The sequence below is a fragment of the Vibrio sp. YQ_11 genome (assembly GCF_043103065.1).
GTDB lineage: Bacteria > Pseudomonadota > Gammaproteobacteria > Enterobacterales > Vibrionaceae > Vibrio > Vibrio parahaemolyticus.
Genome location: NZ_JBICJM010000006.1, coordinates 416501 through 428446, shown reverse-complemented (window position 1 = coordinate 428446; position 11946 = coordinate 416501). Strand labels below are relative to the sequence as shown.

General features: G+C 47.5%; 10 protein-coding genes. 8 read left to right on the top strand and 2 right to left on the bottom strand.

Features of this window, described 5'->3' with window-relative positions:
- Position 1 precedes the first annotated feature (1 nt).
- On the top strand, positions 2-901 hold the full coding sequence (gene flgL, locus ACF8EG_RS04370) for a flagellar hook-associated protein FlgL (protein ID WP_005497981.1): 900 nt from the start codon (positions 2-4) through the stop codon (positions 899-901).
- A gap of 17 nt (positions 902-918) precedes the next feature.
- Complete coding sequence (locus ACF8EG_RS04365; RefSeq protein WP_005497983.1) at positions 919-1959, top strand: flagellin; 1041 nt, start codon at positions 919-921, stop codon at positions 1957-1959.
- A 124-nt stretch (positions 1960-2083) separates the two neighbouring features.
- On the opposite strand, the gene ACF8EG_RS04360 is transcribed toward ACF8EG_RS04365, so the two are convergent.
- Entirely contained in the window at positions 2084-4798 is a 2715-nt protein-coding gene (locus ACF8EG_RS04360; protein ID WP_069504944.1) for a DUF2339 domain-containing protein, read from the bottom strand.
- A 314-nt stretch (positions 4799-5112) separates the two neighbouring features.
- Between ACF8EG_RS04360 and ACF8EG_RS04355 the strand changes: the two genes are divergently transcribed.
- From ACF8EG_RS04355 to ACF8EG_RS04340, 4 genes are all read left to right on the top strand, one after another.
- Complete coding sequence (locus tag ACF8EG_RS04355) at positions 5113-6912, top strand: sodium:proton antiporter (RefSeq protein ID WP_031850123.1); 1800 nt, start codon at positions 5113-5115, stop codon at positions 6910-6912.
- A gap of 243 nt (positions 6913-7155) precedes the next feature.
- Positions 7156-8175, top strand: a complete 1020-nt coding sequence (gene fni / locus ACF8EG_RS04350) for a type 2 isopentenyl-diphosphate Delta-isomerase (RefSeq protein ID WP_069504942.1) — start codon at positions 7156-7158, stop codon at positions 8173-8175.
- Between the two features lie 160 nt (positions 8176-8335).
- Complete coding sequence (locus ACF8EG_RS04345) at positions 8336-8599, top strand: DUF3012 domain-containing protein (protein WP_005481466.1); 264 nt, start codon at positions 8336-8338, stop codon at positions 8597-8599.
- A gap of 235 nt (positions 8600-8834) precedes the next feature.
- Positions 8835-9233, top strand: a complete 399-nt coding sequence (locus ACF8EG_RS04340; RefSeq protein WP_031817484.1) for a GFA family protein — start codon at positions 8835-8837, stop codon at positions 9231-9233.
- A 108-nt stretch (positions 9234-9341) separates the two neighbouring features.
- Here the strand turns inward: ACF8EG_RS04340 and ACF8EG_RS04335 are convergent, their stop codons facing one another.
- A complete protein-coding gene (locus ACF8EG_RS04335) occupies positions 9342-9692 on the bottom strand; it encodes a rhodanese-like domain-containing protein (RefSeq protein WP_025508552.1) in 351 nt (116 codons plus the stop codon).
- A gap of 258 nt (positions 9693-9950) precedes the next feature.
- On the opposite strand from ACF8EG_RS04335, the gene ACF8EG_RS04330 reads away from it, so the two are divergent.
- A complete protein-coding gene (locus ACF8EG_RS04330; RefSeq protein ID WP_025508554.1) occupies positions 9951-10241 on the top strand; it encodes a co-chaperone GroES in 291 nt (96 codons plus the stop codon).
- Between the two features lie 33 nt (positions 10242-10274).
- A complete protein-coding gene (gene groL / locus ACF8EG_RS04325) occupies positions 10275-11873 on the top strand; it encodes a chaperonin GroEL (RefSeq protein WP_005463958.1) in 1599 nt (532 codons plus the stop codon).
- Positions 11874-11946 lie beyond the last annotated feature (73 nt).

Sequence of the window (11946 nt, the reverse complement as noted above, 5' to 3'; positions counted from 1 at the left end):
GATGCGAATCAGTGATAACCAATTCAGCCAAATGATGCTGCAAAGCCTGCAGAGCAACAGCGCAGGCCTTGGGAAAGTACTTCAACAAATGTCGACACGTGAGCGACTGACTAAGCTGTCTGATGATCCAATGGCGTCTATCAAGCTGCTTAACTTGGAACGCGAAAACAGCGCGATTGCTCAATACCAAAGCAACATCGCAAACCTGAAAACAACGCTTTCAAGCCAAGAGACACACCTAGACTCAGTGAGCGAAAGTTTGAAAAGCATGCGTGACATTGTTCTTTGGGGCGCGAACGGTTCGTTAACGGATCAAGACCGTAGCGGCATGATCACCGAACTGAAAAGCTACCGTGACTCCATCGAATCGTCTTTCAATGCGCAAGATGAAGAAGGCCACTTTCTGTTTTCGGGCACAAAAACCGATACCGCGGCTCTGAATAAATCAAGTGGCGCTTATGTGGTCGAAGGCAACAGCGATGTTCGTGTGGTGACGGTGGCAAAAGGCGTGACCATGGATTCGAACATGACCGCACAAGAGATCCTAGATATTGGTGGCGGCAAGAACGTTCTTAACCAAATTGATGCTTTGATTGCAGAATTTGAGAAGCCGAGTCCGAATTTTCAAGCCGAAGTGGACGCTAGCCTAAACGCCATCGATGATACGATGGCAAACGTACTAGGCGCGATGACGGAAATCGGTGGTCGCCATAACAACCTAGATTTGATGGATGGCGCACACAGCGAAAATAAGTTGTTTGTCGACAAAGTCTCTGGTGACTTATCTGCATTGGACTACGGTGAAGCTTCGGTACGTTTAAGCAACTACATGGCTGCTCTGCAAGCTACGCAGGCGAGCTACGTGAAGATCAACGATCTTTCATTGTTTGACCGTATTTAAGGTTAGGAAGTTCTTTTATGGTAATGAGTACAGTAGAGGTTAGAGCTCATAGCATACGCTTGGGTGGCCAAGAACAAGCCTCTATCATGCCAACCCGCTCTGCGGATTCAAGCAGTACGATCAAACCGCGTCCAATTCAAGTTCAGGCTGACACCGCGTCAGCCTATTCTGTTTCAGGCATTCAACTGACTCAGGGACAGCAACAAGCAACAGCGGTCCAAATTGCTTCAAAATCACTGCAAACCATTGGTAAAGAGTTAACGCACATTAAGCGTGGGTTAACTCAAGCCGTTACGCAAGGCACACAAAATGTGCCGGGGTTGCAAGATACGCTTGTGCGCTCTAAAGCGAACATTCAACGTGTTGTGGAACAAGCACGCTTTGATGGCCAGAAGGTGATTGATAACGAGTTGCATCTCAAGTTGGATAAGGCCGATATTCGTCGCTTCTCTATCCCAGGTTTGAATGTGCATCGTCTCAGTGACCGAGCGGAACAAATTCGTTTGGATTTCCCTCAGGGCCAAGCGGTGATGATTCAGTTTGACGGTCAATCGGACGGCGCACGCACGGTGAAAATGCTCGACCGCAGTTTAATTGCAATGGGCATGCGCGCATCATTGGCTGAAGACGGCACCATTTTGTTTGAAGCGCGCGATAACGCTTATCAACAAATGCAGCAGAAGGTTTTGGTCACGGGCGAAGGGCATCGCTTCCCAGCTGGCCAGCCAAATGTGCTGAACTTGAAATCTGAGCCGGACGGCATTGCAGAGCTGAGTTTTGATTTAGGCTCTCGTGATGGCATCAAACAGACCATCTCGAAAGTCAATCAGCACTTAAGACAAGTGCAAACCAGCTTAGAAGAAGCGAAAGCTTTTCATGGCGAGTTGAACACGCAGATGCGCTCAATCCAAAGCAAAAGTCATCAACTTTCGGTAGATGAAGTGAACGCAAAACTGGATGGTTTTATGGAGACGTCTGGTCAGTTTACCTCGACGTTCCAAGCGTTAAATGCGCAAGCGAATGTTCGTCGCCATACGGTGGTTGCATTGTTGAAATAACGCCGTTTCAAAGAACACTCCAATGATTCCCGGCTTTACATTTTTGCTGCCCCCCAATAACGGCGAAAATGCATTGTCGGGAATCTCTCTTTTCCGCTTATCTTTTTGTGTTGAAGAACGTCGATTATGGCTCAGAGGTCTGAGTGACTGAGCGATGCAGTTTTTGAAAGAGCCACCCCAAAGCAATAAGTGATGCCCCCAAGCCTAAGAAGCTGATGGCGCGCCAGAACCCGTCCAAAGAGCTTACATCCCACAAGAAGACTTTCAATGCCACAAAGGCCAATATAATTAAGCCGATGCGTTGCATCATCATTGCCTTGTGAGTGACGCCACGCCAAGTTAAAGCGCCACCAACCATTAATCCTGCCACTGAGTAGCTAAACAATTCCGCCATACTGGTCGGCTGAAACAGCGTCATTGACGTGGTTTGCCAGAACTGTCGAATCGACATCCCTAGCCAAATGGCCGCTAATGCAAAGCCAAGACATGCGACCGCTAATCGGTGTACACGCAGCGTATTCCAGCGTCTAACGACCGCAGCAATGAGAATGCACGCTGGCAGAAGCCAACCTAAACTCAGCATGTTGAACACAGGCATGGCTAGTGCCGATATGTTGTTGCTGATGAGTGGCGATTCAACGCTGTTCAGCCATACCGTCAATAGCGCGAATACGCCCCACAATAAGTAGCTGTAGGCTTGATAAACAAGGGTGAGCTGTTGAGCAAATTGGCTGCGATAACTGTAAACCAAGCCCATAACCAGTGCTTGGTTGGCAAAGACCACGGCACTTGTGAAATCGATGTGCCCCAAATAGCCGTATTGTCCTGTTAACCAGTAGTTGGTTTGGGTGAACAACGCCATTAAGAACACATGCAAAAACGCCCCTTCGAACCAGTTGGTCAGTTCGGAATCTTGTTTCGCTAGCACGCCTCGGGCATAGGCTAAGATAGCCAATGACGGCACGTAACTAAGAATGACCCAAGCCCAATGCCCACTCTCAACCGGCTGCCATTGTGGAATAAATGGCAGCAACGTGAGACGAACCACCAAAATACCCATCACGATTTTGACCGCCCAACTTGCTGGGCGAAAGAACCCGGCTTGGATTTGCAGTGCCATCACCGCGACTTGTATCGAAATGGCAGTGGTGAGCCAAGTGTCGCTTAACCAAACGAAAGCGACGCCAGAAATCAGAGCGTGAACGACCGCTGAACATTCAAGTGCAAGAGAGCGAAGGCGCTGGCTAAGGAACGCATAATAGGCTGCGATGAGCGCGCAGAACAACGTCCAGTACAGGGCGTAACCGTGCATGAATTCGTCAGCATAAAACAACGTGACCAAACCCATCGTTGGTGCTAGCACCAACAAAAGCACGTTGCTGATTTGCGAACGGTCACTCAAAGATTGGCAATAGGCTCTAAAGCCAATCAGTGCAATACTCACCGCCAATGCGAATAGGATGCTGGCTTCTCTGTCTAACATATACAGCGCATCAAACGCGATGGTGAGAACAATCAGCGCGGTTGCCGAGACGAGTATGGATGGCAAAAATACACGTAACGACCAGCCTGTACGCAGTGCAGGTAGCCAGATGATCGCCAAAAGCAGCGTATAACAGTACGCCATTTGTAGAGTGTTCAGTTCCGGCATTCTGGTGATAGCAGAAAAGGTCAATAACGCTACTGCAAGAGAGGTCGCGGTTGGTTGATTTGTCCACTTGCTTTGATAGTGGCGAAAACGAGGATTGAGCATCCAACCCATTCTCGGAACCGCGAAAATGAGATACAAAGTGATGGAGAGATAAATCGCGAGCCACGAGAACAGCAGTTCAGTTGGAATACTCTCAATCAACAGCAGCATCCAAATGACATGCGGAACGGCGATGCTTGGCGCAATCCATGCCCGATGCACTTTTTGCATCAATAAGGTCGCCGCGAACGAAATCGCGCAGATGTATCCGGCTAACAAAAAGTAGTTCGGTTCATTACCTCCAATCCAAAGTGGAGCTGTGTAGCCACCGATTAAACCGAGCACCGCCATTAACGGCCCTTGTCGCAATGACAACGCTAAACTGCAAAATGCCGCCGCAGCCAAGATGATCAACGAGACACTTGGCGTCAGCATTTGATAAACCACAAAAGCAAAAATGACGGTGCAGTAAATGCCCGTTAGCCCCGTTCCGGTGACAGCAGCAGGCACATAGGTAAAGCCTTGAGCGCGTGCGGCGCGATCCGGGTTGTTTTGCTCTTTTCGATGGAACCACTCGCCAGCGAGTACCATAAGTAACGAGAGTGAAAAGGCAAAAGAAACACGCATAAGTGGCGAAAACTCAATATGGCTACCAATCACTTGTACCAGATAGCCGCCACCGATCAACATGGCTAATGCGCCGACCCAAACTAGCCAGTTCTCTTGGAAGTTAGCAATGAGTTTTTGCGCGTGCTTCTGGATTAGTGGGTCTTCTTGCTCAGTAAACGTCGCCAACTGAACTTGTGTTTGCTGGCTTTGGTTGAGTTCGGTTTGCTCTTGCTCGCTATGGTGCTGCTGAGTTGCAAGGTATGAAGGCTCAAATTCAGGCTCGATATTGCTTGGAGCGCTTAACGCCGAGTCGCCAGAATCTGAACGCATCGAAGAGGCCGCTCCAAGGCTGGATTCCGATGTGTCAGGCTCTGGTTGGGAGGCTTCGAGTTTCGAATCGCGACGCGTGCTGACGCGAAGAGAGGCAACTTCTTTCTGTAATTTCGACAGCTCTTTTTCCAGCAACGATATCCGACTGGCGGCTTTCAAACCGATCAATATGGCAAAAAAAGCCGTGATCAGTGCAAGTGTCGTAAACAATCTATTTCTCCCTATCCTTGGTCGTTTGTCTCACACGATAGATGATTCTTAACTTTGAGCACGTACACTAAAGCTTAGTTCATGCTCTATGCCTGAGCGTTTTATGATGCTAGGTTCCGCGTGAAATTTTGTACCCACTTTACCTTGCTCTGAGGGGAACTGCGAGAATGACGCAAGTCTTGATGCAGTTTCTGGACGACTTTTCGGCACACATCGCCGCTAAGTCACTGGGTATAAACTATATTCATAATTCTAAGGGTCAACGCATCCTAGCGCTGTGACGCTAAAACAACGATAAAAATAGGTGACGATAGATGCAAGTGGGTAATGAAGCGCTGGTGCTGTCAGCGGTAGGGGTCATTGGTTTGGGCTGTCAGTGGTTAGCTTGGCGGCTGCGCTTGCCAGCCATTTTGTTTTTGCTGTTGGCTGGCCTCATCGTCGGGCCATTTATGCAATGGCTCAAACCCGATGAAATTTTGGGAAATTTGCTCTTTCCGTTGGTCTCATTAGCGGTGGCAGTCATTTTATTTGAAGGCAGTTTGACCTTAAATTTTAAAGAAATTCGTGGCGTGAGTGGGTCGGTATGGAGCATTGTTTCCATCGGGGCGATCATCTCGTGGGCGGCAACCAGTGTTGCGACACACTATTTCCTTGGTTTTACTTGGGAGCTCGCCATGTTGTTCGGCAGCTTAACCGTCGTCACGGGGCCGACAGTTATCGTGCCGCTGCTTCGGACGGTAAGGCCTAACAGTACACTTGCCAATATTTTGCGCTGGGAAGGGATCTTAATCGACCCTCTTGGTGCGCTATTTGTGGTGATGGTGTATGAGTTTATCGTGTCACACAGCGCCGTAAACAGCATGGAAGTCTTTGGCACCATCATTGCCGTAGGTGTCATTTTAGGTGTGGCGTCTGGTGCAGCAGTGGCGACGGTATTGCGTCGAGCGTGGTTGCCGGAATACTTGCAGCCTTTTGCGGTTTTAATGGTGGTACTGGGCGTATTTTCGGTCTCTAACCACATCGAATCAGAAGCAGGGTTATTAACCGTTACTGTGATGGGCATGTGGCTTGCCAACGCGAAAGACATCAACATTCAGCAAATTCTGCATTTTAAAGAGCACTTGACCATTTTGTTGATCACTGGCTTGTTCATCTTCCTTGCGGCTCGAATCAGCTTGGATGATTTTGCAGCGCTGGGTAGTGGTGCATTGCTGCTGTTTGTCTTTATGCAGTTGGTGTCGCGCCCGTTATCGATTTTTCTTTCTACGATGCGCAGCAACTTGAACCTTAAAGACAAGCTCTTTTTGTCTTGGGTTGCACCACGCGGTATTGTTGCTGCGTCGATTTCGTCTCTGTTTGCGATTAAGTTGACCGAATACGGAGTTGACGGAGCAAGCTTGCTGGTACCAATGACCTTTATGGTGATCATCGGTACGGTGGTATTACAAAGTGCCACTGCTCGGCCTATGGCGATTGCATTGGGTGTCGCTGAACCTGCGCCGAGAGGCTTCCTACTTATTGGGGCGAACCGAGTCGCACGTGAAATTGGCCAAGCGTTAGCGCGTTATGATCGACGTGTATTGATGACGGACTCGAACTGGGAGTACATCAGCCAAGTTCGTATGATGGGCCTGGATTATTATTACGGTAACCCAATTTCTAGCCATGCGGATGACAACCTGAACATGATTGGCATTGGTCAAGTGGTCGCACTCACGCCAGATCAACACTTCAACATCATGGCTTGTATGCAATTTGTCGACGAGTTCGGCGAAGATAAAGTACATTGTCTGCAAAAAGCGAAGACGAATGGAAACGGCAGTGAGAAGCACTCTGTTGCTCAGGAGTATCACGGCAAGCTGTTGATGGGGGGCAATGTTAGTTACACCCAGTTAGCGAGCCTGTTAAGCCGAGGCGCGGAAATCAAGCACACTAAACTGAGTGAGAACTTCACTTACCAAGATTATTTGGAACATCACAAGACCAATTTGGTGATCCCGCTGTTTAATGTCGAAGACAAAGGCAAAATCCAATTCTGTGATGATCCGGATCAGTTTGTGCCAAGTACGACAAGTACTATTGTGTCGCTAATTCTGCCTGAAAGCGCACAATAGAACGTAAAACATCTATTTCACCGCCTTTAAGTTGGCATCCTGTCCGTTTGTTTTCCAAGCTTAGGGAGCAACTCGCCGTTATCGTTTTAAACGAGAGGGTGGGTTTCTCTTCCTATAATTTCAGAGTAAATAACGATTCATTGCTGGTTTCGGAAATGCAATGCGCCTATTTCAGAAAATTCGCATTGACGTTACTGATAAGGATGGCAATACTGCGCGACTGTTTTACTTTAGGGTGACATTATGGCTCCGCAAACTAACCGAAAAGACTTACATTTAGACGCTGTTTTACATCATGACATGAGCATGAAAAAGAAAACGGTGGGTTTTGAGTCTGTCGAGTTTGAACATTGTGCGCTGCCAGAATGTGACTTCAACACTATCGATTTATCGACTGAGTTTCTTGGCCATCGATTGGCGCTGCCGTTTTTGATCAGCTCCATGACGGGGGGAGCGAGAGACGCCGAAACGATCAACTGCCGCTTAGCTGAAGCCGCAAGCGAGTTAGGTATCGCGATGGGTGTGGGCTCTCAGCGGATCAGCTTAGAAGAAAGCCAGCACTCTGGCTTGGGTAAAACCATCCGTGAACTCGCAAAAGGTGTGCCGCTGTACTCAAACTTAGGAGCTGCTCAACTGCGTGACAAAGGCAAATTGGATAACGCGCAACGTGCGGTTGAGGCGATTCAAGCAGATGCCTTGTTTGTGCACGTTAATCCGATGCAAGAAGCGTTTCAGAAAAACGGCGATCACAATTGGATTGGTGTATTGCACGCTATTGAGCAACTAAAGCCGCGCGTTAACGTGCCTATCATCATCAAAGAAGTGGGTTTTGGTATTAGCGGTGACGTGGCGCAGCGACTGGTTGATGCGGGCGTGGACGCGATTGACGTCGCGGGCGCTGGTGGCACAAGTTGGAGTGCGGTTGAAGGGTATTGCCAAGACAACCCTCACATGCAGCGTGCAGCCGAGCTTTTCCGTGATTGGGGTATTCCGACGGCAACGTGTTTGGCTCAAATACGTGCGCAGCATCCTAAATTGCCTTTGATCGCCTCTGGTGGTATCCACAATGGACTTGAGGCGGCGAAAGCGATTCATTTAGGCGCGAACCTCGTAGGTCAAGCTGGTGCAGTATTGAAAGCCGCAACCATCAGCACGCAGTTGGTGGTCGATCATTTTGAACAAATGGCGTTAGAGCTGCGTTTGGCCTGCTTTGGCACTGGATCGGCGAAGGTGAACGCGTTAACTAAAGCACGTCGTCTGTAAGACCAGATATGGTGTGATTATCACAGCGTCGCTCAATAAATTTTCGGTGTCTTAACACGTAGACTGATAATTTCGTTATAGTTGATACAAAAGTCACTTTGATGAACAACGCTTGTTGAAGTGATGGGTATTTAATTGTTTGCAACTGGAACCTGAATTTATGAAAAAACTAGTCATGCTGATGTTAGCTGTGTCTGCTTTAACTGCTTGTAGCGATGAAGTGGGCACCGAAGGCTGGTGTAACGACATGCGCGATAAGCCAAAAACAGAATGGACAGCAGACAATGCCGTCGATTTTGCAAAGCACTGTGTTCTTCAAGATGGTGTTGGCAGCGAGCAATGGTGTGAGAGCTTGAAAGACAAGCCAAAAGGTGACTGGACAGCAAACGAAGCAACCAGCTTTACTAAGCACTGCATTTTCTAAGCACTGAACTTGCTTAACACGATGTCTCTTATAAAGAGCGATGGCGTGGTTAAACAAAATATTAAGAAAACACCAAGCATCTTGCTTGGTGTTTTTGTATCCGAAAAGCCCGTTTTACATTTTCGTTTCATTTTTGAAAACCTGCGTTACCCGTCTTTAATTTGTCGTCTTGTGGTGGCATGGTGAAGAGACCATCACCAACCTCACGTAGGTTCATAATAAAAAAGGGACTCAAATGGAAGTACTCAAAGGCTCATGTCTGTGTGGCAAGGTAAAACTCGAAGTGGCGGATGAATTCAAATACATGGGCAACTGCCATTGCTCTGAATGTCGAAAATTTACTGGCTCTGACTATTCATCGGCGGGCGGCATTGCTCTGGATAAGTTGCTTGTTATCCAAGGGAAAGAGGATATTCAAACTTATCAGAAAAGTGAAAATACCGAGCTATGTTTTTGTCGCCATTGCGGCTCAAGTTTGTATTCGAAAAAGAATAACGGAATCGTCAATATTCGCTTAGGTGTGTTGGATGATGCCCCATCTCACAAACCAAGTTTTCATATTTTCGTGGCGTCAAAAGCGCCGTGGTTAGAAATAACCGACAACCTGACCCAGTTTGAGGCAGGGCCAAAGTAGTGATGTGACAGAAGTTAAGTATTAAACAGTAGAGCACGTTGCCGCTAATCAGCAACGCGCTCTGTTTTTCCAGATGAAAAACGAGTCATGTAGTAACAAAACGAGGGATTATTGGGCGTTTTGCAACTCTTCCAGGCCGCCTGCATTGTGCAGATTTGTGAACCCTTGCGATTGCAAATATTGATAGGCTTGGCCCGAGCGGTTACCACTGCGACAATACAGCACAATCAATTGATCTTTTTTGACGTCTTTAAAATGTTTATCAAGCTCAGATAGAGGGAAATTCACCGCATTGTCTAAATGCCCCTCAGAGAACTCTTGCGGAGTGCGCACATCGACGAGCATTGCGCCTTGCTCTATCAGTTGCCATCCTTGTTCCGCGCGTTCAGAAGCCGCTACATTAGGAGCGAGCAACCCTAAGCTCAGCGTTGCAAGAAACAGAGAAATTGCCTTTTTCATTCTTTCGTCATCCTTATCAAACTATGTGTACCACTGCGTAAAATAGCCTCCATCATAGACTCATTATGACGGATGGTGAATGAGAATGTTTGATAGAGAATTTTATTTAGTTCGATAAAAAATTTTTATTAAATTTCCCCCTTGAACTCCAATTTTTCGACCTTATTATTTTCATCGAAACGAGCAGACGACTCGTTAATCCATCTTTATGTTCAAACTATGTCTTTTATTTTTGGTTCTAAGTAGGAGGCACTTCAAATGAAAATTCGTCCTTTAAATGACAAGCTAATTGTTGAAAGACAAGAGGTGGAAAATAAATCTGAAGGGGGAATCGTTTTAACTTCTCAGTCGGTTAAAAAATCAAACCGCGGGAAAGTCATTGCTGTTGGTTTAGGTAAACGCCTTGAAAATGGCGAACGCGCTGCGATGGAAGTCCAAGTGGGCGACCAAATCATTTTCAATGACGGTTACGGCGTGAAAACCGAGAAAATTGACGGCGCAGAATACTTGATTCTGTCCGAATCTGATGTGTTAGCAATCGTTGAGTAATTATTTTTGTAGTAGTTTTTTGAGGAGATAATTATGGCTGCAAAAGACGTATTATTTGCTAATGACGCACGTCAAAAAATGCTGAAAGGTGTGAACTTACTGGCGGACGCAGTAAAAGTGACACTAGGCCCTAAAGGCCGCAACGTTGTGCTTGATAAATCTTACGGCGCGCCAACGATCACTAAAGATGGTGTGTCTGTAGCGAAAGAAATCGAACTGAAAGACAAGTTCGAAAACATGGGCGCACAAATGGTGAAACAAGTGGCGTCCAAAGCGAATGATGAAGCGGGTGACGGTACAACGACGGCTACTGTACTGGCACAATCTTTCATCAATGAAGGTCTTAAAGCGGTAGCTTCTGGCATGAACCCAATGGACCTAAAACGTGGTATCGACAAAGCCACTGAAGCGGCGGTTGAGAAACTACGTGAAATGTCTAAGCCATGCAGCGACAAAGAATCCATCACCCAAGTGGGTAGCATTTCTGCAAACAGCGATCGCGCGATCGGTGAAATTATTGCAGAAGCGATGGAAAAAGTGGGTCGCAATGGCGTGATTACGGTGGAAGAAGGCCAAGGTCTAGACAACGAATTGTCTGTGGTTGAAGGTATGCAATTCGACCGCGGTTACTTGTCGCCATACTTCATCACTAACCAAGAAAATGGCAGCGTAGAGCTAGACAACCCTTACATCCTATTGGTGGACAAAAAAGTCAGCAGCATCCGCGAGCTATTGCCAGTGCTAGAAGAAGTGGCGAAATCTTCTCGCTCGCTATTGATCATTGCTGAAGACATCGAAGGTGAAGCGCTAGCGACATTGGTTGTGAACAACATGCGCGGCATCGTGCGTGCGACGGCGGTGAAAGCACCTGGTTTTGGTGACAACCGTAAAGCGATGATGGAAGACATTGCGGTACTAACCGCAGGTACGGTCATCTCTGAAGAAATCGGCCTAGAGCTTGAAAAAGCAACGCTAGAGCAACTAGGTAGTGCGAAGAAAGTGACCATCACCAAAGACACAACAACCATCGTGGGTGGTGCAGCAGAAGCAAGCGCGATTGCTGATCGTGTGGCTTCGATTGAAAAACAAATCGAAACAACCACTTCTCAATACGATAAAGACAAGCTTCAACAACGTGTTGCGAAGCTTTCTGGCGGCGTAGCGGTGATCAAGATCGGCGCTGCAACCGAAGTTGAGATGAAAGAGAAGAAAGACCGCGTGGACGATGCGCTACACGCTACACGCGCCGCGGTTGAAGAAGGTATTGTCGCTGGTGGTGGTGTTGCCCTAACTAAGATCGCGAAAGAATTAGCGGATCTAAAAGGTGACAACGATGACCAAAACGTGGGTATCCGAGTTGCGCTACGTGCAATGGAAGAGCCTCTTCGTCAAATCGCAACCAACGCAGGTGACGAAGCTTCAGTTGTGGCGAATGCTGTCAAAGCGGGTGATGCCGATTACGGTTACAACGCTGCGACAGGTGAATACGGCAACATGATCGAAATGGGTATCTTGGACCCTGCGAAAGTAACACGCTCAGCGCTTCAATTCGCAGCGTCTGTTGCTGGCTTGATGATCACCACTGAAGCGATGATCACCAACCACGTTGAAGACAAAGAACTTGATATCTAACGTTATCAATCGTTAGTGATTAAGTAAGCGTTAAAACAACAATAACATTGCAAAACCTAAGCGGGCTCGCTTG

What these genes read in the sequence shown, in the direction of transcription:
- flgL (WP_005497981.1), top strand. Translation starts at nt 2, where the DNA reads ATGCGAATCAGTGATAACCAATTCAGCCAAATGATGCTGCAAAGCCTG.
- ACF8EG_RS04365 (WP_005497983.1), top strand. Translation starts at nt 919, where the DNA reads ATGGTAATGAGTACAGTAGAGGTTAGAGCTCATAGCATACGCTTGGGT.
- ACF8EG_RS04355 (WP_031850123.1), top strand. Translation starts at nt 5,113, where the DNA reads ATGCAAGTGGGTAATGAAGCGCTGGTGCTGTCAGCGGTAGGGGTCATT.
- fni (WP_069504942.1), top strand. Translation starts at nt 7,156, where the DNA reads ATGGCTCCGCAAACTAACCGAAAAGACTTACATTTAGACGCTGTTTTA.
- ACF8EG_RS04345 (WP_005481466.1), top strand. Translation starts at nt 8,336, where the DNA reads ATGAAAAAACTAGTCATGCTGATGTTAGCTGTGTCTGCTTTAACTGCT.
- ACF8EG_RS04340 (WP_031817484.1), top strand. Translation starts at nt 8,835, where the DNA reads ATGGAAGTACTCAAAGGCTCATGTCTGTGTGGCAAGGTAAAACTCGAA.
- ACF8EG_RS04335 (WP_025508552.1), bottom strand. Translation starts at nt 9,692, where the DNA reads ATGAAAAAGGCAATTTCTCTGTTTCTTGCAACGCTGAGCTTAGGGTTG.
- ACF8EG_RS04330 (WP_025508554.1), top strand. Translation starts at nt 9,951, where the DNA reads ATGAAAATTCGTCCTTTAAATGACAAGCTAATTGTTGAAAGACAAGAG.
- groL (WP_005463958.1), top strand. Translation starts at nt 10,275, where the DNA reads ATGGCTGCAAAAGACGTATTATTTGCTAATGACGCACGTCAAAAAATG.